The following is a 22,641-nucleotide window of genomic DNA, read 5'->3' as shown; positions in this document are numbered from 1 at the left end:
CGCCACCGGAGGAAAACGTTCACCCCGCGGCCGTCGCGCCTTAAGGAAAACCGGTAACCCCTTCACCACATCGAGGCGATTCACCGGATGTGCCCAGGGGGAATTCACGTCGTTCACTTCGTCTACAGGACGGTGAACAGTGAAGAAGAATCCACGCTTCCAGCTGGTCCAGACCGGCGAACAGACCCTTCGATGGCGGCTGCTCGGCGGCAACAACGTGTCGCTCGGTTCGGCGCCAGACGACTATCCGAGAGCCGAGGAATGCCTCGTCGCGATCGCCTGGCTCAGCGCGCATGTTTCCGAACTGACCAGCGATTTCAGTCATCTCAGCGGTGGCCGCTGGCGGTGGCGCCTGCACTCCGGCGACCGCCTCGTCGCGATCGCCAGCCACGCCTACGGACGGCGTATCGAGGCCCAGCGCGGCCTCGACCGGTTCCGCTCGGCGACGACCGAAGCGTCCATCGGCGAAGGAATCGAGACAATAGCCGATTGGCGCCGCAAATACCGCCGCGATTCCGGCGGACATTCACCGAATCGTTCTCCGTGACGGCCGATCACGCAAAGTGCGTTCCCCGGAGATTAACCACCAGGACGTCGGGCGGGAACGCGAAGCACCGCCACCGGACAGTGTTGCGGAGCGAGGATTGTGTCAAGTCACGGAATCCCGCGACTACTTGGGGACTAGAGAAAGAGTGCAAACAAGATGCGTGCTCGTACCACTCGGTTTCTCGGCGCCACCGCGATCGCCGCGTGTGCCTGCCTCACCCTGACCGGCACCGCCTCGGCGGTCGCCCCGGCCAACGGCCTCTCCGAGGTCATCGCCGCGGCCGGCTCGGACACCACCGTCGACATCACCGGCGCGATCCTGGCCAACGCGAACGGCGGCGCCTGGAACAGCGACCCCGACAACTTCGTCAACGTGCCGCCGCTGCTGTCCGGCACCCAGACCTTCACCGTCCCGGCCGACCCGTTCGCCGACGAGATCGTCTACAGCGCGAGCAACCCGGCCCCGAACGGTTCTTCGCAGGGCAAGGCCGCGCTGAAGGCCTCCGCCGAAGCGGGCGACGGCAAGATCGACATCGCGCGGTCGTCCTCGGCCCGCGGCTCGTCCGACCCCGGCACCTTCGAGTACTTCGCCTTCGCCACCGACGGTGTCACCTGGGCCTCGTCGGCCACCGGTTCGGGCGCCGGCCTGACCCTGACCCTGGCGCAGCTGCGCGGTATCTACGACGGTTCCATCACCAACTGGAACCAGGTCGGCGGCGCCAACGCCCCCATCGCGGTCTACCTGCCGCAGACCGGTTCCGGCACGCTGAGCTTCTTCACCGGCACCGTCCTCGGCTTCGACCCGACCACCAAGCCGGTCACCATCAAGCGGTTCCAGGAGCACGACGGCAACTCCATCCCGGCCGCCGACCGCGCCAACGCCATCGCGCCGTTCTCCATCGCGCAGTGGATCGCGCAGGGCAACACGGTCGTCGCCGACAAGCGGGCGGGCTTCACCGTCAACCCGCTGACCGGGGCCGGCTTCAACGGCTCCCCGGTCGCCGGTTCGGCAGGCAGCTACACCCCGGCGTTCACCACCGCGTTCCTGGGTTCGCGCAGCGTCTACAACATCGTCGACTCCCGCACCCCCAGCTACGACCAGGCCAAGCGCGCCGTCGGCTTCGACGACGGTGACACGGCCTCGACCGCCAGCCCGCTGTGCGGCGGCCAGCTCGCCGCCACCATCCAGCAGTACGGCTTCCTGACCGTGTCGGGCCCGAACGGCCTGTCCTGCGTCAAGTCCTGACCCCCTCCTAGCGCGTGAAGGCCCCCTTCACTCGGCTCAGCCGAGGGAAGGGGGCCTTCACGCGAGAAGTGTTACTTAGGGGCGACGCCCAGCGCGGCGAGCGCCGGGTCGGTCATGATCACGCCCGCCCCGGTGACCGGGTCGAAACCGGGGGCGCCGAGGTCGATCGCGGTCGACACGAGCGCGTTCCGGATCTCCGCCGGGGTCGCGGCCGGCTTGCCCTGCTTCAGCAGCGCGGCGATGGCGGCGGCGCTCGGCGCGGCGGCCGAAGTCCCGAAGAACGGCTGGAAACCGCTCACCGAGGTCGCGACGCCGTCGGCCGCGGTGATGTCCGGCTTGTTGCGCGTCGCACCACCGGTCGAGGACACGTTGCCGGGGGTGATCACCGAACCGTCCGGGTTGTAGAACTGGTGACGGCGACCGTCCGAAGTGAACCGCTCCCACTTGCTGGCGGAAGTGAACAGACCCGGGTACGGGCCGGCCGGGTTCGCCGGGTCACCGGTCTCGAGCGCGCGGCCGAAGGCACCGGCGGCCGGGGCGGCCGCGACACTGAAGGCGTTGACGGCCGCCGAGTGGCCGGAGGTGACACCGTTGGTACTGAAGGCTTTCAGGTCACCCGAGGGGACGAAGCGGCCGCGGATCACGTTGAGCGCGATGAACCGGTCGGAGCCGCTGTACTTGACCACGGCGACCTTGAAGCCCGAGCCACTGGCCGGGACCTGGGCGATCTCGTACGGGTTCTGGGTGCCGTTCTGCGCGCCCTCGCTGGAGGCGACGACCGAACCGGACGAGTTCAGGACGAACAGGTCGTAGTCGCTGGTGGCCTTGCCCCACGGGTCGGACCAGAACAGGGTGACGTAGCGGCCGACCGAGTTCGGCGAAAGCGCGTTGTACAGCTGGGTCGTGGTGCTCGGGTCGAAGTCGTGCGGCGTGCCGGTGATCCCGGAGATCTTGCTGCTGGAGCCGCGGAAGTCGCCCTCGTAGTAGCCGCTGGTACCGTCGGTCAGGTTGCCCGAGTTCCCCGCGGAGGAGAAGTAGAGCGCGCCGGCCGCGGTCACGTCGTTGACGGCCTGCGCGACCGGGCCGTCCTGGAACGGCGACTCGTCGAAGTAGGACACGTCGTCGACGATGATCGTGCACTTGCCGGTGTTCCGCAGGGCACGGATGTTGTCGGCGAAGCTCTGCTCGCTGGTGAACGCGGTGGCGAAACCGAGCGCGGCGCCGGGCGCCATGTCGTGGATGATCTCCAGCATCGCGGTGCCCTCGTCACCGCTGCCCGCCTGGCCGGGGAGGACGTCGACGGCGGGGAGCTCGCCCGCGGTCTGGGACGCCTTCAGCGACTTGATGCCGTCGGAGAGCACGCAGACCTTCTGACCCGCGCCGGTGACGCCGTACTTGGTACGGGCGGTGTCGTTGCCGTGCGCCTTGTCGCCCTCGGCGACCTGCAGCGCGGCGGCGGTCTGCTTGGCCGCGGCCTGCCGCCGGTCCTGCGGCGCGGATTCGTTCCAGGTCATGGCCTGAGAAGCGGCCTTGACCTCGGCGACGTCCCCGCGTCCGGCGATCGCGTCGACGGCGTTCAGGGGGAGGTCGGCGCGGATCGCGCCGGCGGGAGAGGCGTAGCGGACGGTGCCGCCCGCCGCCTTGACGGCGTCCACGAGGGACTGTCCGGCGCCCTTGATGTCCACCGCGACCGTGCCGGCGTCGCTGACGCCCAGCCCGGTCCGGTACTCGGGCAGCTTGCCCGCCAGGCCCTTGTCGGCGCGCAGGCGCTTCTCGACGACGAGCTGACTCGACTGCTTGCGCTCGGCCGGGGTGAGGCTGTTCTTGATGCTCTGCAGTGCGGTGATCCCGGCCTGCGTGCGCGCCTCCTCCGACGGTTGGGCGCCGGAAACCGCCGTCGACAGCAGCAAAGCGCCGACCGCGACCGGAACCGAGCAAGTGACCACCCGGCTGAATCTGCTCATCGAATCTCTCCCTGGCTTTCGCGACACAGCCCGTAACAGGAAATCCCTTCGGCTGCCCGAATGAATTACCCCTGACCGGGTGTAATGGGGAGAATCTAAAGAGCGATCCGTGACGAGTCCACCGACCAAAGTCTGGATCGGGGGGTGATCCACATCGTGGGAGCGATTCCGGTCCGAAAAGACCGAAATCCGGATTACGCCCAGGCGGGGAACAACCGCCACAACGCCAGCGCCGCGAGCGCGGCGAGAGTGAGCAGCACCGGCCCGGTGATGACATAGGTCGAAACCGGACGCCAGCGGCGATAAAGGAATGTCGCCCCGGCCGCCGCCACCACGAATCCGCCGAAGGCCAGCACCAGCCCGGCCCACGCGTCGCCGTCGCCGGTACGGCCGTCCTGCGCGTCCGCCCTGCCGTTCTGCGGGGTGGGCCGGAACGGCCTCCCTTCCAGAGCGGCGGTCACCACCGTCGCCTCCTCCGCGGCCAGCGGCCACCACGACGCCGACGTCACCAAGGTCAGCCGGTCGTTCTGGGTCTTGCCGTAGTCGGCGCCCTCGTCGAGCGGCCGGGTGGCCTTGTCGGTCACCCGGTAGACGGATTTGCCCTGCGTGGTCGCGACGACGATCTCGTCGCCCTTCTCCAGAGCGCCGAGCGAGCCGAACGGGCCGCCGAACCCGGCGTTCCGGGCGGCGATCACCGCGTTTCCCGGCTGCCCCAGCCCGGCCGTTCCCGGCACATGCCCTGGTCCGGACGCGGTTTCCCCGCTCGAAGCGCCCTCGATGACGACCTGCTGCACCTTGAGGGCGGGAATCTCCATGACGGCGACCGGCTTGCCGAACTCGACCGGTTTCACGGGCGGCGCGGCACCGAAGAGGCTCTGGCTGGCACCCAGCGCCACGCCGATCTCGCCTCGGATCTCGGTCAGCGCTTCCCGCTGATCACTCGACTGCAGCATCGGGCCCAGCGCGTAGACGACCAGTGCCAGCGCGACCAGGGTGGTGACCAGCCACGCGAACACGACCGCGCCGATCCAGCCGGGACCGAACCGGAGGAACTGTCTTTCCGCGACCTCTGTGCTCACGCCACACCAGCCGACGGCTTGCGGCGAAGAAGGGCGATCAGCGCCGCCACCGCCCTGGTCAGCCAGGACGGCACCGGCCGCCCGGCCGCGAGATACGCCGTCGCGGACGGCAGGGTCGCCAGGATCACCAGCGCCACCAACGGGATCAGGGCACCGAGCGCGCCGGCGCCCGCGAACTTCGGGATGTCGATCGACTCGGCGAGATTCTTCGCCGCCGCCACGCTTTCCGGGGTCGGGGCGACCGCGGGCGCGGGCCCGGTGGCGGCCGAGGGCGTACCGGCCGGCGAACCCGGACCGCCGGAGGGGCCGCCCAAGGACGAATTGGCCGCCTGCGTGACTCCGGTCGCGCCCGGTGGCGGCGGATTCTTCGCCTCTTCCTTCTCCTGACAGGCCTTTTCGGCGGTGCCGGTGCCGATCTTGGTGACGCGTTCCGCGGCGGTGGCGGCCAATCCGGGGGTCAACCGGGCCATCCCGGGTGGCAGCAACGCCTGTCCGAAACCGGCCGCGAGACCGGCGAACGCCTTCAGCTGGTCCTGCTTCTCCTTCATCGGCTTACAGGTCGCGTCGATCAACGGATTGACCGGAACGGCCATGTACTCGACGAAGGTGAGCGGGTAGGCGCCGTCCTTGGTGACGGTGCCGGTCTCGGCCGTCCCGTCGGGCCCGATCTTCATCGAATCGGCCGCCAGCTGCAGGCTCTGCTCGGTCGGCGCGACGAACTTCCCCTTGCCGTCCGGAAGCGCCACCGGCGTCCAGCGGTTGATCGTCGCCGTCGCGAGATCGGTGATCACCCAGTTCAGGCAGCCGCCCGCGCAGTCGGCGCCCCTGCCGACGACCGCGTTGTCCACGGTTTTGCGCACCGACAGCTGACCGGTCTTCGCGTCGACGTTGTTCACCCGTGACCTGCCGGGATCGAGCACGCTCAGATCGGAGATCACCCCGGGCGACTTCCCGCTCAGCGCACCGAAATAGTCCTCGCCCAGTGCCGGGAAGACCCACGCCTCCGGCGCCGTGCCGGCGAGGAGCCTGCTCAGCGCGAACGGGACGGTCCCCGGCCCTGATTCCCCGGTCACCCCGAAGAAGTCCGGGCTTCCGCCGTAGCCGGCCCGGCGGTTCACCGCGATCACCCCGGCGGGCTGGCCGTCCTTGATTGCCGAGAGGGCGGGATTGCGCTCGACCAGCGGCGAACCGTTCTTGAAGACGCCACCCCGGCCATTGGCATCGGGGTTCTGCCCGCCCTTCGTGAACATGTGCGCCAGCTCGGTGGCGGTGAACGACATCGTGGCGGCGAGCTTCGAGCCGAGCGGGTTCCCCTCGTCGTTGACGTCGGTCGGGGACCAGCCGACCGCGGCGATCACCGCCGCGTTGACCCCGACGGGGACGTACTCCCTGGACCGCACCTTCTGGGAAGCCAGCGCGCTCCCGCTCCCGGTGATCATGAGATCCGAGGTGCCCTTGTCGAACGCGGTCAGCCCGGTGTCCTCGGTCTCGCTCACGATGTTGGCGGGCTGATCGGCCTTGGTGGGCGCGCACAACGCCTGGTTCCAGGCGACCGCGGCCCGGCCGAGCCGCTCTGGCATGCTCGCGTTGAGCGTGTTCCGGCCGATCCCCTGACAGCCCTTGACCCCGATCCCCGGCAGGTACGGGGTGAACTTGAGCGACTCGTCGACCCAGGTCACCGTCTTGCCCGTGGCGTCCTGCGCGGTGATCTGGATCGTGACGGTGCAGGGATTGTTCTCGTCGCAGGTGAACGAGTACTGCCGTCTGGTCTTCGCGCCGGTCGCCGGATCGACGACCACGGGATTGTCCGCCCACGGCACCTTGGGGAATTTGTCGCCGGGATTCACCGCTTTCTCATAAGTGGTGTAAAGCGGATCCCAGGCCACCGCGTGCGGGCGCAAGGTACCGCGCGGAATCGTCGTGTCGAAGACGATGTCGCCGCTCGTGCTGCTCCGCACCCTTTCCATCGACTGCATACCCGCGGCCTTGCCGGTGAATTCGTCGCCGAATTCGTCCTGGCAGTAGGACTGCACCCTGGTGAGCAGGGTGCTGTCCTTGGGCCACGGCGGGACGTACACCTTCTTCATGAGGTTGTCCGGCACGTCTTTCGGGCAGATGACGAGCTTCGCCTTCGCCCCCTTGGGAAGTCCCGAGAGGGTGATCCGCAGCGGATCTCCGTTCTGGACCGCCGAAAGATCGGCGGGTTCGGTTTTGAGCCGATACGGCGGATTCGCGGGCGCCTGCGCCTGCGCGGCGGGAACGGACACCCCCGCGACCGCGAGCACCCCGCAGATCAGCACGATCCCGACTCGTCTTGCGCGGACCAGGAACACGGACGACTCCCCAGATTTCACGGGATCCAACGTCCACGAGTCACCCGTTCGGGGTCAACCGGCTCGGACCGGATGGCCGCACTGATTCACATACGTCCCGTCGGGCGTTCCCCGTGCGGACACCTTTCCCGGGCGCGGGCACCACATACTGGCCGCATCGAGGGGCGACGTGGTGTGCCCTGAACTCCTTTACTTGCCAACACGAAGGAAGGCCGCTCGTGACCATCGCGCCACCCCGGCCCGACCCGTCCCCACCGGGAGCCCCGGTGCGGCGGGCGATCACCGAAGTCCTGTCGCGGGCCGACCGCGCGTTCCGCCGGGTCACCACCGGCGCCGGGCTGACCATGCTGGCGATCCTCGTGGTCATCGGCTTCTTCCTCGTCTACCGGTCCGGGCCCGCCTTCGACGCGAGCGGGTTCGGGTTCTTCACCACCATCCGGTTCGATCCGGCCTCGGGCGTCCTCGGCGTACTCGGCCTGCTTTACGGGACGATCGTGGTCGCGCTGATCGCGATCCTGATCGCGGTACCGCTGAGCATCCTGGCGGCGCTGTTCATCACCGAGTACTCCAGCGGGCGGCTCCGCGGGTTCCTGACCGGGCTGGTCGACCTGCTCGCCGCGATCCCGAGCCTGCTCTACGGTCTGTGGGGGTTCGCCTTCCTCGGCCCCCAGATCGTGCCGATCTCCCTGTGGCTGACCGAGAACCTCGGCTGGTTCCCGTTGTTCTCGTCCAAGGAGAACGCGCTGTACATCCAGTCGATGTTCATCGCGGGCCTGGTGGTCTCGCTGATGGTCCTCCCGATCACGACGTCGGTGATCCGGGAGGTGTTCGCGCAGACGCCGCCCGGCGAGAAGGAGGCGGCACTCGCACTGGGCAGCACGCGCTGGGGGATGGTCAAAACCGTCATGCTGCCGTTCGGGCGGGGCGGGATCATCGGCGGTTCGATGCTCGGGCTCGGCCGCGCGCTCGGCGAGACGATCGCCGTTTCCCTGCTGCTGCCCCAGGTTCCGGAGATCACGAACCACATCCTCCAGTTCGGCGGCGCGACGATCTCCGGGTTCATCGCCAACAACTCCGGCGCGTCCGGGCTCGCGCTGTCCGGGCTGATGGCCGCGGGCCTGGTGCTGTTCGTCTTCACCCTGGCGACGAACTTCACCGCGTCGGTGATCATCTCCAAGAGCCGCTCCGGCGCGGGGGTGGACGCATGACCACGACCATGTCTCCTCCCATCACCCCCGCCCCGCGCAAACTCGTCAAACGCCGTCCGTCGGAGACCACCAGGCAGGACCGGCTCGCGGCGCTCGGCTGTGCGGTGTCGGCCACGCTGCTCACCTGGTTCGTCATGCATCTGCTGCTGGACTCGCCCGGCTGGCTGGCCGACCTGATCGTCGCGTACCTGCTGTATCTGACGATGCTCTACCTGGTCACCCGCGACCGGCTGGGCAAGCTCGCCGCGTCGGACCGGCTCGTGTCCACCGTCGTCGTCACCGGTGCGCTGGTCCTGCTCGCGCCGCTGCTGTCGCTGTTGATCTACATCGTCGCCGAAGGTGCACCGTATCTGCGCCTGGGCTTCTTCACCCACGACATGTCCACGGTCGCGCCCACGGATCCGGTCACCGACACCGGCGGTCTGCACGCGATCGTCGGAACCCTCGAACAGACGGCGCTGACCCTGGTCCTCGTCGTCCCGCTGGGCGTGCTCACCGCGGTGTTCCTGAACGAGACCCGGTCGCGATTCCGCCGTCCGGTGCGGATCATGGTCGACGCGATGAGCGGCCTTCCGTCCATTGTGGCCGGCTTGTTCGTCTACGCGGCGTTGATCATCCCCGGCATCCAGGCGGGCGTGGGATTGTTCAGCTACAACGGGATGATGGCCACCCTCGCCTTGACGATGGTCATGCTGCCGACCGTCACGCGGACCGTGGACGTCGTGCTCCGGCTCGTCCCGGACGGCCTGCGCGAGGCGTCGCTGGCACTCGGCGCGAGCCGGGCTCGCACGGTGTGGTCGGTGGTGCTGCCGACCGCAAGGACCGGGGTGACGACCGCCGTGATCCTCGGCATCGCCCGGGTGGCCGGGGAAACCGCGCCGCTGCTGTTCACCTCGTTCGGCGCGCTGGGGATGAACGCCAACCCGTTCTCCGATCCACAGGAGAGCATCCCGCTGTTCATCTACCGCTTCATCAAGCAGCCGCTGGAGAACGTCCAGCAGCGCGGCTACGTCGGCGCGCTCGTGCTGATCCTGCTCATCTTCAGCCTGTTCGCGATCGCCCGCGTGGTGGGGCGCGACCGGTCGAAGCGCAAGGCGAAGAGAACCACCGTCAAGACACAGGAGAACCGGTGACCGACACTGAAGTGTCCTACGTGGACAGTCCGGCGCGCCCGCTGGTCGAACTGACCGGCGGGCCGCCGCCCGGCGCGGCGGAACTCGAATCCCGTGAGATCGGTGCCTGGTTCGGAGACCGCCTGGTGCTCGAAGGAGTTTCGCTGCGGATGCCCGCCAAGGAGGTGACCGCGCTCATCGGCCCCTCCGGCTGCGGCAAGTCGACCTTCCTGCGCATCCTGAACCGGATGCACGAGCTGGTGCCATCCGCGTCGCTGACCGGCGAAGTCCTGTTGGACGGCACGGACATCTACGCCGACGGGACGCGCCCGCAGCAGGTCCGGCTGCGGATCGGCATGGTGTTCCAGAAGCCGAACCCGTTCCCGGCGATGTCCATACGCGACAACGTGCTGGCCGGGCTGAAACTCGCCGGCGTCAAATGCGGCGACAAGGACGCGCTCGTCGAGCAGAGCCTGGAACGGGCCGGGCTGTGGCGCGAGGTCCGCGACCGGCTGGGCTCCCCCGGCGGCGCGCTGTCCGGCGGACAGCAGCAGCGGCTCTGCATCGCGCGGTCGCTGGCCGTGCAGCCGAACGTGCTGCTGATGGACGAGCCGTGTTCCGCGCTCGACCCGACGTCGACGCGGCGGATCGAGCAGACCATCGCCGAGATCGGGCACGAGGTGACGATCGTGATCGTCACGCACAATATGCAGCAGGCCCAACGGGTTTCGGATCACTGCGCGTTCTTCCTCGCCGCCGAGAACGAACCCGGCCGGGTGATCGAACACGGCCCGACGGACACCATCTTCAACGCGCCGTCGGACGAACGCACCTACGACTACGTGAACGGGCGATTCGGATGATCATGAGGCTGGCCGCGGTGGTGGCGTTGCTGTTCTCGGTCTCCGTGGCCACCGCACCCGGCGCGGCGGCGCTCACCAGGGTCACCGGCTCCGGCTCCAGTTACGTCGGCCCGGCGATGAACGACTGGCAGAACGGCGCGACGTCACGCGGTATCCCGGTCAACTACTCGGCCAACAACTCCCCCGCCGGGGTCAACCAGTTCGGTGACCGGACGGTCGACTTCGCCGGGACCGAGGCCGAGGTCTCCTCGCTCATCGCGGCGGGCGGCGGCGGGCTGTCCGCGCAAACCCGCGGCTACCAGTACGTCCCGGACGTCGCCGGCGCGATCGCGCTGATGTACAACGTCAACGACCAGGCCGGGAAACGCGTCGACTACCTGCACCTCAGCCGGGAGGTGATCGGGCGGATCTTCAGCCGGGACATCACCCGCTGGAGCGATCCCGCCATCACCGCGACCAACGGCGGGAAGTCCCTGCCCGATCAGCCCATCACCCTGGTCGGCCGGACCGGGCAATCGGGGACGACGGCATTGTTCTACGACTTCATCGCGCACGCGGCGCCTGATGCCTACAACCGGTTCGTCTCCCGCAACGTCGGCAACGGGATGGGGAACCTGCCCGCGGGCGTCCGCCCCATCCAGCTTCCCGGACAGGGCCCGGACGCCGAGTGGTACCGGCTGCTCGCGGATTCGGACCAGATCGCGACGGCCATGGACAACGCGACCATCCCGTTCTCCATCAGCTACGACGAATTCGCCTACGCCCAGCGGTACCAGGTGCCGGCGGCCTGGGTGCAGAACGGCGCGGGCCAGTACACGCAGCCCTACGCGGAGAACATCGCGGCCGCGTTGAAACACGCCGAACTACGGCCGGACCTGAGCCAGAAGCTGGACAAGGTCTACTCGAACACCGATCCGAAGTCGTATCCGATCTCGGCGTACTCGTACGTCATGATGCCGTGCACCAACGGCCGTGACACCTGCCGAGGCGGCTACGGCGACCAGGGCAAGACCGACACGATCACCGCGTTCCTCGAACACGTCGCCTGCGACGGCCAGATCAACATGGCCCGGATCGGCTACTCACCGCTGCCGCCGAACCTGTCGCAGGAGATCATGAACTCCAACGCGCGGCTCACCGGGCAACCGGCGAAACAGCTGAACGCGGGCAACTGCGGCAACCCGACCTTCCACGGCAGCCTCGGCGCCGGCGCGACCAGCCCGGCGGATCCGCTGGTGACCGGCGGGATCATCAACCCGGACGGCAAACCCAAGGCGGGCACCTCTGGTCCAAAGGCCTCCGCCGGGCCCAGCGCGGGTCCGGCCGCCGGCGACAAGACCGCGACCGCGACGGCGAACCCCGACGAAGAGTCGGCGGGCGGCGGCTCGAAGAACTGGCGGGAAGCCTCCCCGGCGGCCTACGACGAGGGCGGGTTCGGCGGCTTCGGCGGCTGGGCGGCGCTGGTGCTCTTCGTGGCGATCGTGGCGCCTTTGGTGGTGCGCGGGGTGATCCGGAAGCTGCGCGGGGCTTCGGGCTCGTGAGCGGAATGCCCGGCGGATGCCGCAGGTTCTCTTGAGCCGACGGTGGCGGGTGCGTTCGGTCCCGAGGTCGTAAGCGGGTCCACCGAGGCGCGACTGTGTGGATTTCGGGACATCTGACGTCCCGAAATCCACACAGTCGCCGGTGCGGCCGACGGGCTCCTCGGGGTTCAGCGGTGCTGGAGGGTGTTGCGGCGGGGTTGTCGGAGCGGATCCCGGTACTGGGGTGGGATGAACTCCGGTAACCCATCGGCCGCCATCCGTACTTCCCAATCACCATGGTGAATCAGCCGGTGGGTCCGCTTCGGTCGTGATCGGACCGGCCGTTGTGATGGCACGTGGGTCCGAGCGCTGCCCGCCGGGCATGACGAGGTGCCCGTCGCCGGTGTGGCCGACGGGCTCCTCGGGGTTCAGCGGTGGTGCAGGGTGTTGCGGCGGGGTTGTCGGAGCGGATCCCGGTACTGGGGCGGGATGAACTCCGGTAGCCCGTCGGCGGCCATGCGTACTTCCCAGTCACCGTGGTGAATCAGCCGATGATGGAAACCACACAGCAGCACCAGATTCCGGAGATCCGTCGGACCCCCGTCCGCCCAATGGTGAATGTGATGGGCGTGGCAATTCTTGGGCTTCCGATGACAGCCCGGGAACGCGCAACCACCGTCCCGGATGTTCAACGCCCGGCGTTGGCCGGGGGTGACGAACCGCCGTAGCCGCCCCAAATCCAACGGTTCGCCCGCAGCGCTCATCACGACCGGCAACATGAGGCAGTCGCAGGCCGCGAGCCGGGCTTCCCGCGCGGTCATCGTCCCCACGAAGTCCAGGCATGCGGTGCCGAGGCCGGATTTGAGTTCCTCAAGTCCGATGGTGACGTGGATGAGGGTGCGGTAGCCGCTGGTTCCGGGCTGGTCCGGGCAGGCGATCGCCAGGTCCAGGAGTTCGGCCCAGGCGTCTCCCATGCGCTCGCATTTCATCCGCAGATCCGCCTGCCCGAACTCATCCACCGGCCGCGGCTGCGCATACGCCTCCAACGCGGCCGCCGTCCGGGCCCCGGTCTCATCATCGAGCAGACCGGTCAGCTTCCAGAACCCGTCCTTACGCCGCTCCAGGGTGATCTCGCGGCGCGGCCCCTTCGGCTCGGGGTCTTTGGGTTCGTTGCCGTCGGGGTTCAACCAGCCCTGCAGTTTCGCTTCGGCGTCTGCGAGTTGGCGGGGCCCGGCGTTCGGGGCAAGGTCGGCGAGGATCTTCTCCGCGCTCTCCCGATCCTCAGCAGAGGTGTCGGCGGGGAGGTTTTTCAAGATCTCCAGGATCTGATCGATCCGCTCATCCCCGACCAACCCCTGAGCGGCGACAGCGGCGGTCGCGGGCGCGACAGGTGGAACTTCGGTGCCGTCCAAAGCGCGGGTCGGGTTCAGGGCGAGGGCCCGGTTCACCACTGCTCGTGCTTCCCCGACCGATAGTCCCGCCATATCGGCGAACCATTTATCCGTACGGCCATACCCGTACAAGTCTTTGACGCCCCTATCCTCGATCTCCGCCAAAAACCGCCCCAAACAAGCGGTCGCCACCCTGATCACCTGCAGAGACTGCTCCACGCCATGCGCAAGCTCCAGCTTGCCAGCGCGCCACAGCTCCTGCGGCAACTCGGGAAGGAAGGTCTCGGACACACCTCCACAATACCGCATTTCGTCGAACACGTGTTCGTAATTTTAAGCAACAATCAAACCGCGCATTTACCACTGAAGGGTGGTATCGACAGGAGGTGCCGTAACACCGCGCGCGGGTCAAGCGAGTACGTCCGGCCAACTCCCGACACTGGCCTTGGATACCCTCGTCGCCGCAGCGCTTTCGGGAACCTTGGTACTCGTACTGCTCGGCAACGAAGGCGTCAACGGCTGGGTGCCGGCCGACGGCTCCTACGAAAGCACCACACGCGCGACCCCACCGGCTACGTGGCACCGACGACGACCAACCTGCCACCGCTCACTCCGGCGGATTTCACCCTCGAGCTGAAGACCTATTCCAAAAATGCTTCGGCTCCGCCGGCTGCAACGTGGTCGTCGAACCTGTTTTGACCTACAAGGGCTCCTCGGAAACCATGCTGAGCCACAGAATGTGCTCGATGACCTACGACATCACAGGCGACGAATCGGGCACGAAGGTCGTCAGCGTTTCCTGCCCCTGACCGGGGGCGCCCCCACGCCCCCGGCCGCCCCCTAGGGAAAGGTCAGCACGACCTTCCCTCGCCCGTGCCCGGTCTCGATCTCCCGGTGCGCCGCCGCGGCCTCGCCGAACGGATACGTCCGCCGTACGAGGAATCGCAGCTCCCCCTTGACGTACAACGACGCCAGCATCCCCAGCCGCTCGGCCGACCGGGTGCCGGTGACGACCCGCGCCCCGGCCTCGGGAGCGCGGCCGTGCTCGACCAGCGTGAGCACGCGGTCCGGATTCCCGACCAGCTCCAGGGAAAGGTCGAAGGCTTCCCCGCCCGCGCCGTCCAGCGCCGCGTCGATCCCGGAGGGAGCGAGCGCCCGCACCCGGTCGGCGAGGCCATCGCCGTAGACCACCGGTTCGGCGCCGAGCGACCGGACGTAGTCCTGGTTCGCCTCGCTCGCCGTCCCGATCACCTTCGCACCGCGCAACACGGCGAGCTGGACGGCGGCCGTGCCCACCGCGCCCGCGGCCCCATGGATCAGCAGCGTCTCGCCACGGGCGACCCGCAGAGCGTCGAGCGCCAGGTACGCCGTCTGCGTCCCCGCCGTGAAGCCGCCCGCGACCTCCCACGGCATCTCCGCCGGCTTCGGCGTGACGTTCTCCGCGGGCACCACGATGTACTCGGCGTACGCCTGCACGGCGGTGAAGCCGAGCACCTCGGCCCCCGCGACGAGGCCGGTAACCCCGGAACCGACCTCGTCGACGACCCCGGCGAACTCGTTCCCCGGGACACGCGGCCAACGCAGCTCGAACCCCGCGGGTTCCCAGCCCGCCCGCACGGCCGCGTCGTACGGCTGCACCCCCGCCGCCTTCACCCGCACCCGGACCTCCCCCGCGCCGGCGTGCGGCTCCTCCAGCTCCAGCACCCGGAGCACCTCCGGGCCACCGGCTTCCGTGAACGCGGCCGCTTTCATCTCGTTCCTCCAGTTCGTTCCCCAGCTGTCGGAACCCAGCCTGATACCTCCAGCTAACTGGAGGTCAAGAAATGTCGGTGTGACGTTCTAAGCTGCGCACGTGACGAGCTACCGCATCTCCAGGGCAAGCGCCTCCGACGCCGGCAGGCTGACCGCGCTGATGCACGAATCGGCCGCCTACCAAGGGGAATACGCCTCGATCCTCGACGGCTACCAGGTCACCGAGGACTATCTCGCCACCCATCCCGCGTATGTCGCGCACGCGCAGCGGGACGTGGTCGGTTTCTACAGCCTGATCGAGTACCCGGCCGAGCTGGACCTGCTGTTCGTCGCCGATTCGGCACAGGGCACGGGTATCGGCGCATGGCTGATCGAGCACATGCTCGGGCAGGCCGCGAGCCTCGGCATGACCGAGATCCGCGTCGTCTCCCATCCGCCCGCCGCCGGGTTCTACGAGCGGATGGGCGCCCGCCGCGTCGGTGTCCTGCCTGCCAGCCCGCCGAAGATCACCTGGGAGCGCCCGGAGCTGGTCTTCGACGTCAAGCACCCACCGCGCGGCTGAATCGCCCGATCAGTTCGCGCAGGTGGCCGGCGAACTCCGGGGAGTCGACCACCTCGAAATCGGTGTCGAGCAGGCCCAGGTAGAGCGCCAGATACTCCAGCGTGTCCGCACCGGCTTTGAGCAGGCAGGTCCGCTCGTCGACGGCTTCGACGACGACGGCGGGCGGCACCTTCGCCGCGGCTTCGGCGGCCGGGGCGTGCAGCCTGATCGTCGCGTGGTGCCGCCAGAGCGCCGCGCCGACACCACGTTGGAGGTAGGCGACCACACCGCCTTCGGGTGGTTCGCGCTCCTCGAAACGTCGGCCGTTCGGCGTACGCGGCCGCACCCGATCCGCGCGGAACGTGCGCCAATCCTGCTTGTCGACGTCCCAGCCGACGAGGTACCACCGGCGGCTCATGTGCACGACGCGGAGCGGCTCGACCTGCCTTCGGGTCTCGGATCCGTTGTGTCCCACGTAGTCGAAGCGCAGGGTCTCGCGGTCACGGCAGGCCCCGGCGATGGCGGCGAGCACCTCGGCGTCGACCGTGGGGCCGCCGCCCTGCACCGCGAGGGTCGCGGAATTCAACGCCGCGACCCGGTGCCGCAGCCGCGACGGCAGCACCTGCTCCAGCTTCGCCAGCGCGCGCACCGACGTCTCTTCGATCCCCGCGATCGTGCCGCCCGCGGCCGTGCGCAGGCCCATCGCCACCGCGACGGCCTCGTCGTCGTCGAGCAACAAAGGTGGCATGGCCGCGCCGGCGCCCAGGCTGTAGCCACCGGAGACGCCGGGCGTCGCGTCGACTGGGTAACCCAGCCCGCGAAGCCGCTCGACGTCGTTCCGGATCGTCCTGGTCGTGACTTCGAGCCGCTCCGCCAGTTCCGGACCCGTCCAGTTACGCCTGGCCTGCAGCAACGACAGGAGCCGCAGCAGTCTCGCCGAAGTTTCCGCCATGAATCCCACCTTGTCCGCAATCGCGGAACGAACCTTTCCGCAATCGTTCCTAATCTAGCCCCATGACCGAAATCAAGCCCTTCCGCATCGCCATCGACCAGGCCGAACTCGACGACCTCAAGGACCGCCTGAGCCGCACCCGCTGGCCCCGCGAGGTCACCGGTGACTGGAGCCGAGGTGTCCCGGTCGCCTACCTCAAGGCACTGGCCGAGTACTGGGCCGACGGCTTCGACTGGCGCGCCCAGGAAGCGGAACTGAACGAGTTTCCGCAGTTCACCACCGAGATCGACGGCCAGATCATCCACTTCCTGCACATCCGGTCGACCGCTCCGGACGCGCTGCCGGTGGTCCTCACACACGGCTGGCCGAGCTCGCCGTTCGAATTCCGGCGGGTCGTCGAGGAGCTCAGCGGCGAGTTCCACCTGGTCATCCCGTCGCTGCCCGGTTACGGGTTTTCGAGCCCGGTGAACGGACCCGGCTGGGGCAACCTGTTCCGCGTCGCCCAGGCATGGATCACGCTGATGGACCGCCTCGGCTACGAGCGCTTCGGCGTCCACGGCACCGACGCTGGTGCCGGGGTCGCGGGCATCCTGTCGATGATCGCCGCGCCCCGGGTGGTCGGCGTGCATCTCACCGGGACCAGCGCGGGTATGCCGTTCGGCCCGGCTCTCGACCTGGACGGCCTCGACGAGAAGGACCGCGAGCGCGGCGAACGCTTCAACCGGTTCCAGTCGGACGGTCTCGGTTACCTGCATCTGCAGGCGACCCGGCCGCAGACGCTGGCCTATTCGCTGAACGACTCCCCCACCGGCCAGCTCGCGTGGATCGTGGAGAAGTTCGCCGAATGGACCGATCCGGCCAAGGAACTGCCGGACGACGCCGTCGATCGCGACGATCTGCTGACCGCGGTGAGCCTGTACTGGTTCACCGGCGCCGGCGCTTCCTCCGCGCACGCCGTGTACGAAGGTATGGAGGTCTACCGGCAGATGGCCCAAGGCGGCTGGGACGACGGCGGTGAGGCTCCCGCCGGTCCGCCGCGCGGGATCGCCGTCTTCGCTGGGGACACCACGATCCGGAGTCTCCAGGACGGTCCGGTGGCACACTGGTCCGAGTACGACACCGGCGGCCACTTCCCGGCGATGGAGGTCCCCGGTCTGTTCGCCGAAGACCTCCGTTCCTTCCTGCGAAAGTGCGTCTGACGAATGGATCAGCTCAGTCCCCGGGCCCTCAACCGCGCGACCCTGGCCAGGCAGCTCCTGCTGGATCGCGCCGATCTGCCCGCCGTCACCGCGATCGAGCGGCTGGCCGGTCTCCAGGCGCAGGCCCCCGACTCGTCGTATGTCGGACTGTGGTCGCGGCTCCGTGACTTCCAGGTGGACGAACTGGCAAAACCGCTGGCCGCCCGCGAAGTCGTCCGGATGACCTTGATGCGCGGCACGGTGCACCTGGTGACGGCCCGCGACGGTCTCGCTCTGTGGCCCACCCTCGAACCGGTGGTCGAGCGCGGTTTCCTCGGCCATTACTCGCGGGAGGTCGCCGGGCTCGACCTCGCCGCGATCGCCGAAGCGGGGCGGGCCCTGGTCGCCGAACGGCCACACACCCGCGCCGAGATCCGGGCCGCGCTGGCGCCCCGATGGCCCGACGCCGACCCGACCGCCCTCGCCTACGCGATCCAGAGCCTGCTCCCCCTCGCGCACGCGACCCCGCGCGGCCTGTGGGGCCAGACCGGCCCGGCCGCGTTCGCCCTGCTCGAAGACTGGATCGGCGAACCGATCACGGACGGCATCTCCCTCGACGACCTGGTGCTGCGCTATCTCGGGGCGTTCGGCCCGGCGACCGTCCGCGACGCGCAGGTCTGGTCGGGACTCACGCGGTTGAAGGAGGTCTTCGAGCGGCTGCGGCCACAGCTCCGCACTTTCACCGACACCGCGGGGAAGGAACTGTTCGACCTTCCCGAAGCACCGCGCCCCGACCCCGAAACCCCGGCGCCGCCCCGGTTCCTGCCCGAGTACGACAACGTCCTGCTCTCCCACGCCGACCGTGTGCGGGTGATCCCCGACGGCCGCCGCGTGCCGTTGCCACCGGGTAACGGCGGCCGACGGGGCACTCTGCTCGTCGACGGTGAATTCCTGGCCATTTGGGCGATCAAAGGGGCGACACTGACGATCGAATCGCGGGAACCCTTGCGAGATCAGGATTCGATCGCCGAAGAGGGCGCTCGGCTGCTGGAATTCGTAGTGCCGGACTCGGCGCACGACATACGTTTCGGCATCGGCGGGTAACGGTCCGGCCTTTTGCCGTAACGATGGACACCGTTCGGGCGAAGCATGGGCGCAAAGAGCCTGAAGGGAGCGGGCCATGAGCAAGAACTACGGCTTCATGACGGTGCTGGCGGGCCTCAGCGCGCTCGCCGTGATCGCGGTCGCTGCGGTGTGGCGATATCCGAACACGTCGGACGTGACGGCGGTGATCACCGCGGCGGGAACGGTGATCGGCACCGTGGTGGGCGCCTTCTTCGGCGTGAACGCGGCCTCGGCGGGACGCGTGAAGGCCGAAGAAAGCCGGGACCAGGCGACCGCTGCGCTGGTCAAGGTCGCCACCCAGGCGGACGAAGGCAGCGACGTCGCGAAGACGGCGATGGAAGGCGTGCGCTGACCGTCCTCTATGGACGAATTCAGTCGAGCGCCTCGAGCAGGGCGAGGTCCGGCGGGACGAGCGTCGTGGACAACACGAGCTCTCGCAACAGGTTGTCGTTCAACGCGTTGCCGACCGGCTCGCCGACCTCTTCGCGCCGCAGCCCGAAAACGCCGCCGGCGGACAGCCGCGCCCGGACGTCGATGACGACGTGCTCGACCCGGCGGCTGGTCCACGTCTCGCCGGGCCTGAGTTCGGAAAGCACCTCGGCCGTCTGCTGGCGGGACAACGGCTGCGGATTGAGGTCGTGCAGCAGGTAACGCTGCCCGAAGACGACCAGGACCAGGCGTTCTTCCGCGCTGAGGCGCCAGCGGCGGGGCGGCACGGTGACGTCGTCGTGCCGGGTGACGGGATGCCCGCCTTCGGGACCCGCGACGTACAACTCGAGCAGGTGCTCCCGCCTGCCCGAACCGCGGACGAACAGCGGCGTATACCCGTCCGACAGGGGAATTGGCTCCTCACCGCGGGAAAGCCAGCGGGAATTCGGCAAGCGGATGGGCAGCTGGCCGGTATTGCTGACCCACCATTGACCGTCGGTGAAGTTCAGCAGCCCGTGCTTGCGGCTGACCTGCAGATCGTTCTCCCCCACACAGACGTCGACCTGCGGCCGATTACGCCCGAAAGAGATCTCGCCACCCTCACCGGGATCGACGGACACGCCACCCGCGAGCGTGAGCGCGAACACCGCGCCGGGCGCCGACTGGGGCACGCCGAGCGCCAGGCTCTCGTGCGTCGTCGTGAGCCGCTTCATCGTCCCTCCTCCTGATCCCCGGCATTATGCGAGATCCCGCCGGGGACGGGTCCCGGTGTCGCGTTCGTCCGTATGTTGGAGTACATGATTGACTTCTCCAAGGACACCGTCTTCAAGCTCACGCCGTGCAAGCCGAAGGACATCGCGCCGACGGTGCAGCCGATCATCATCCCCGGCGAGCAGATCATCTCGTCGTTCAAGGCGGTGCGCGACTTCGTGGTGTTCACGAACAAGCGGCTGATCGCGGTGAACGTCCAGGGCATGACGGGCCGGAAGAAGGACTTCACCTCGCTGCCGTACAACAGGATCCAGGCCTTCTCGATCGAAACCGCGGGCACTTTCGACCTGGACGCGGAACTGGACCTGTGGTTCAGCGGGCTGGGGAACGTGCGGCTGGAGTTCCGGGGTTCGGACATCCGGGCGATCGGGCAGCTGATCGCTACGCACACGCTTTAGGTCGCTTGCGGGAACTGGGCTGGGGGTGGACCGGGTATTTGCTTACCTGTCGGGCTTGACGCCGTCCCGCTGGCTTGGTGGAGCCGATGTCGGCGAGCGGGGAGGATTTCGGACGTTCAGTGTCCGGAATCTTCCCCACTCGGCATGACCTTGATCAACGGAGGATCGGGGACGTTGAGTGTCCCCGATCCTCCGTTGATCAAGCTCCGAGCAACCCCTCGACCAACCAACCCTCGCACCGGTCAGGTGATTCGAGTGTGGAGGATTCGGGACATTGAACGTCCCAAATCCTCCACACTCGACCCTGCCACGGAGAGATTCCGCTGCTATCGAACTGCGAGACCGACGCCCCCCTCGACGCTCCATATACACCCTGCTCAGACGCGGGCAAACAAGTACCGATCCGCTCTAACCGTCCCTGCCACTCACGACCCGCTCGGCCGACGAGAACCAACTACATGTTGATCTTTTGGGTCCGGGGTTTCGCCCACCTCGGCATGATCGCCGCTCGTAGCCGCTGACCTGCGCGGACAGGGCTGGACACTTCTCGCGTGTTCTCACCCCTACCCGACGTCTGACGGCCTGGAGACGGCCTGGCACTCGCCCACTCCTCCCCCATCCCCCGATACGAAGCCATCCACGCGGCCGTCACGTCGGGTCAAGGCACGCTTTCCCGCCTTGACGCGGCGTGACGGCCGTTGTGACGATCTGGCATCGGGGCGATGGCTCCGCGTAACAGCCGTTGGTCCGTCTGCGACATCGGTGGCACGAATGTCTCAACGAGGAGGCCGACGTGCTATTTGGCGTACCTGCGCGCCGCTGGCGGCGGCAACACCTGTCCACGGCTTCAGCGGGCGCACCGCCCGGCCGGTGGGCGGAGCGGAGCGGCAGCCCGCCGTGTCGGGCAAGGTGCGCCCGCAGGCGAGACGCGGACGCAAGGTGACCAGCGCGCCGCCGACGGCGGCGCGCCTTGATCCCATAGAGTCAAGTTCGGCAAACTTTACGAAGCAACCCACAAAGAGTGGACTTCGCAGAGTTAATCAGTTACCAAACTTAGCTACATGCGGACGGTACATTGCTAAAAATATTGGCAGCCAGGTTCCGACGATGGCTCGGAGCCGATCCCGAGTGGACTAAAAAAGAAAAGGCACGCTGGGCAATTGAGGTTTTCTTCTGGAATATAAAGAAGAGACACCTGGAAAAACTACGAGGCAAGTCGAGGTTTCTTCTACTAAGCCTGACAATTCCTCTCTTAACTTTTGCCATACTCGCCGCAATCTGGATCGGTCCCACTCTGCTCGATTCCCAGACCATAGGAAGAATATCCGACCCTAAGGAGCAGCTGAACTCTACCAATCAGAGCAGAACGCTTATACTGCAATCATTCATCGCACTGGCCGGATTAGCGACGGTCTTATACACGGCAAGGAACTATTTTTTATCCAGGTCCGGCCAGGCCTCAGATCGATTGTCTGCCGCCACTGAAAGACTTAGTTCAGAGAGCAGAGTTCAACGTGTAGGAGCCGTTTACGCCCTAACTCGGCTTATGCGAGATTCTGCCGTTGATCATCGAGGAATTGTCGACATTCTTTCTTCCTACATAAAGGAATCAGTCCCCAGGACACTTCCACAAGGTGATGACGAGGACTCGCCGAGCGATCTAGAAGAAATCATAGATGAAGAAGACTACGAATACATGTGGTATCACGTTCCAGAACGCCCGGAACTCGACATTGACGCGGCCATCAGAGCCTTGATAGGAAGACCCAAGCGTTACGAGTCTCCTTGGATCACAATTGGCCAAACTCGACTTGTTGGCGCCAGGTTTCTTCATAGCGAGATTCAGAACATCCACCTGGAAGGCGCCGACCTTCGAGGAGCAGACTTCGTTAGCGTACGGTCAACAAACTTCGCGCTTCACGAATGCGATCTTCGAGGCGTTAATTTTAGCGGAGCAGTTCTACGAACAGGCCATTTCTCAGACTCGGATATGCGATACGCATACTTTCGCTGGGTCGACTTTTCGGGCTCACTCATGGGCGGCGTCGACCTCCGTGGCGCTACTTTTTCCGACGCGATTCTACACGACTGCGACCTAAGTAACGCAGATTTGCGCGGGGTAGATATGTCAAGCGTTCAAGGGCTGACCAAAGATGCGATAGAGGGCGCTATCGTCGACGACGAAACCATACTTCCAAAAAATCTTTCAAAGTAAAGAATGTTCATAAATTTG

At 67.3% G+C, this 22,641-nt stretch carries 19 protein-coding genes; 12 read left to right on the top strand and 7 right to left on the bottom strand.

What is annotated here, in order from left to right; genetic code table 11:
• Window positions 1-139 precede the first annotated feature (139 nt).
• Together ACIBTM_RS24360 and ACIBTM_RS24355 are read left to right on the top strand one after the other, a co-directional pair.
• Window positions 140-547 carry a DUF1508 domain-containing protein gene (locus tag ACIBTM_RS24360; RefSeq protein ID WP_395879379.1) on the top strand — a complete coding sequence of 136 codons (408 nt, stop codon included), beginning with the start codon at window positions 140-142 and terminating at the stop codon, window positions 545-547.
• A gap of 156 nt (window positions 548-703) precedes the next feature.
• A complete protein-coding gene (locus ACIBTM_RS24355) occupies window positions 704-1,792 on the top strand; it encodes a substrate-binding domain-containing protein (protein ID WP_395879378.1) in 1,089 nt (362 codons plus the stop codon).
• Window positions 1,793-1,863: 71 nt separating this feature from the next.
• On the opposite strand, the gene ACIBTM_RS24350 is transcribed toward ACIBTM_RS24355, so the two are convergent.
• From ACIBTM_RS24350 to ACIBTM_RS24340, 3 genes are all read right to left on the bottom strand, one after another.
• On the bottom strand, window positions 1,864-3,756 hold the full coding sequence (locus tag ACIBTM_RS24350) for a S8 family peptidase (RefSeq protein ID WP_395879377.1): 1,893 nt from the start codon (window positions 3,754-3,756) through the stop codon (window positions 1,864-1,866).
• 194 nt (window positions 3,757-3,950) lie between these two features.
• Window positions 3,951-4,835 (bottom strand): sortase, encoded by an 885-nt coding sequence (locus tag ACIBTM_RS24345; RefSeq protein WP_395879375.1) that lies wholly within the window; start codon window positions 4,833-4,835, stop codon window positions 3,951-3,953.
• Entirely contained in the window at window positions 4,832-7,189 is a 2,358-nt protein-coding gene (locus tag ACIBTM_RS24340; RefSeq protein WP_395879374.1) for a hypothetical protein, read from the bottom strand. The genes ACIBTM_RS24345 and ACIBTM_RS24340 overlap by 4 nt, the downstream gene beginning before the upstream one ends.
• A 197-nt stretch (window positions 7,190-7,386) precedes the next feature.
• On the opposite strand from ACIBTM_RS24340, the gene pstC reads away from it, so the two are divergent.
• Genes pstC through ACIBTM_RS24320 form a run of 4 tightly spaced genes read left to right on the top strand, consistent with a single transcriptional unit; the run spans window position 7,387 to window position 11,892 of the window.
• Window positions 7,387-8,376, top strand: coding sequence for a phosphate ABC transporter permease subunit PstC (gene pstC / locus ACIBTM_RS24335; RefSeq protein WP_395879373.1), 990 nt, complete (start codon window positions 7,387-7,389; stop codon window positions 8,374-8,376).
• Complete coding sequence (gene pstA, locus ACIBTM_RS24330) at window positions 8,373-9,509, top strand: phosphate ABC transporter permease PstA (protein WP_395879372.1); 1,137 nt, start codon at window positions 8,373-8,375, stop codon at window positions 9,507-9,509. Before pstC ends, pstA begins: the two co-directional genes overlap by 4 nt.
• Window positions 9,510-9,550: 41 nt before the next feature.
• A complete protein-coding gene (locus ACIBTM_RS24325; RefSeq protein WP_395879413.1) occupies window positions 9,551-10,351 on the top strand; it encodes a phosphate ABC transporter ATP-binding protein in 801 nt (266 codons plus the stop codon).
• A complete protein-coding gene (locus ACIBTM_RS24320) occupies window positions 10,348-11,892 on the top strand; it encodes a substrate-binding domain-containing protein (RefSeq protein ID WP_395879371.1) in 1,545 nt (514 codons plus the stop codon). Before ACIBTM_RS24325 ends, ACIBTM_RS24320 begins: the two co-directional genes overlap by 4 nt.
• Window positions 11,893-12,299: 407 nt before the next feature.
• On the opposite strand, the gene ACIBTM_RS24315 is transcribed toward ACIBTM_RS24320, so the two are convergent.
• Both ACIBTM_RS24315 and ACIBTM_RS24310 read right to left on the bottom strand, forming a co-directional pair.
• A complete protein-coding gene (locus ACIBTM_RS24315) occupies window positions 12,300-13,553 on the bottom strand; it encodes a DUF222 domain-containing protein (RefSeq protein WP_395879370.1) in 1,254 nt (417 codons plus the stop codon).
• Between the two features lie 549 nt (window positions 13,554-14,102).
• Entirely contained in the window at window positions 14,103-15,014 is a 912-nt protein-coding gene (locus tag ACIBTM_RS24310; RefSeq protein WP_395879369.1) for an NADP-dependent oxidoreductase, read from the bottom strand.
• 100 nt (window positions 15,015-15,114) lie between these two features.
• Here ACIBTM_RS24310 and ACIBTM_RS24305 point away from each other — a divergent pair, with 100 nt between their 5' ends.
• A complete protein-coding gene (locus ACIBTM_RS24305; protein WP_395879368.1) occupies window positions 15,115-15,576 on the top strand; it encodes a GNAT family N-acetyltransferase in 462 nt (153 codons plus the stop codon).
• Here the strand turns inward: ACIBTM_RS24305 and ACIBTM_RS24300 are convergent.
• Entirely contained in the window at window positions 15,554-16,507 is a 954-nt protein-coding gene (locus ACIBTM_RS24300) for a helix-turn-helix transcriptional regulator (protein WP_395879367.1), read from the bottom strand. The two genes, ACIBTM_RS24305 and ACIBTM_RS24300, sit on opposite strands and share 23 nt — an antisense overlap.
• A gap of 62 nt (window positions 16,508-16,569) precedes the next feature.
• Between ACIBTM_RS24300 and ACIBTM_RS24295 the strand changes: the two genes are divergently transcribed.
• The 3 genes from ACIBTM_RS24295 (at window position 16,570) to ACIBTM_RS24285 (ending at window position 19,162) form a co-directional block, all read left to right on the top strand.
• Window positions 16,570-17,706, top strand: coding sequence for an epoxide hydrolase family protein (locus ACIBTM_RS24295; RefSeq protein ID WP_395879366.1), 1,137 nt, complete (start codon window positions 16,570-16,572; stop codon window positions 17,704-17,706).
• 3 nt (window positions 17,707-17,709) lie between these two features.
• The gene (locus ACIBTM_RS24290; RefSeq protein ID WP_395879365.1) at window positions 17,710-18,789 is read left to right on the top strand and encodes a winged helix DNA-binding domain-containing protein; all 1,080 of its coding nucleotides are present in this window, start codon (window positions 17,710-17,712) and stop codon (window positions 18,787-18,789) included.
• A 76-nt stretch (window positions 18,790-18,865) separates the two neighbouring features.
• On the top strand, window positions 18,866-19,162 hold the full coding sequence (locus tag ACIBTM_RS24285) for a hypothetical protein (RefSeq protein ID WP_240594742.1): 297 nt from the start codon (window positions 18,866-18,868) through the stop codon (window positions 19,160-19,162).
• Between the two features lie 19 nt (window positions 19,163-19,181).
• On the opposite strand, the gene ACIBTM_RS24280 is transcribed toward ACIBTM_RS24285, so the two are convergent.
• Window positions 19,182-19,952, bottom strand: a complete 771-nt coding sequence (locus tag ACIBTM_RS24280) for an FHA domain-containing protein (protein ID WP_395879364.1) — start codon at window positions 19,950-19,952, stop codon at window positions 19,182-19,184.
• Between the two features lie 84 nt (window positions 19,953-20,036).
• Between ACIBTM_RS24280 and ACIBTM_RS24275 the strand changes: the two genes are divergently transcribed.
• The gene (locus ACIBTM_RS24275) at window positions 20,037-20,408 is read left to right on the top strand and encodes a PH domain-containing protein (protein ID WP_038517592.1); all 372 of its coding nucleotides are present in this window, start codon (window positions 20,037-20,039) and stop codon (window positions 20,406-20,408) included.
• Between the two features lie 1,087 nt (window positions 20,409-21,495).
• The gene (locus ACIBTM_RS24270; RefSeq protein ID WP_395879363.1) at window positions 21,496-22,623 is read left to right on the top strand and encodes a pentapeptide repeat-containing protein; all 1,128 of its coding nucleotides are present in this window, start codon (window positions 21,496-21,498) and stop codon (window positions 22,621-22,623) included.
• Window positions 22,624-22,641: the final 18 nt, after the last annotated feature.

It is taken from the genome of Amycolatopsis sp. NPDC049868, from assembly GCF_044461365.1.
In the GTDB taxonomy this organism is placed as follows: Bacteria; Actinomycetota; Actinomycetes; order Mycobacteriales; family Pseudonocardiaceae; genus Amycolatopsis.
This window is presented reverse-complemented; position numbering and strand designations above follow the sequence as displayed.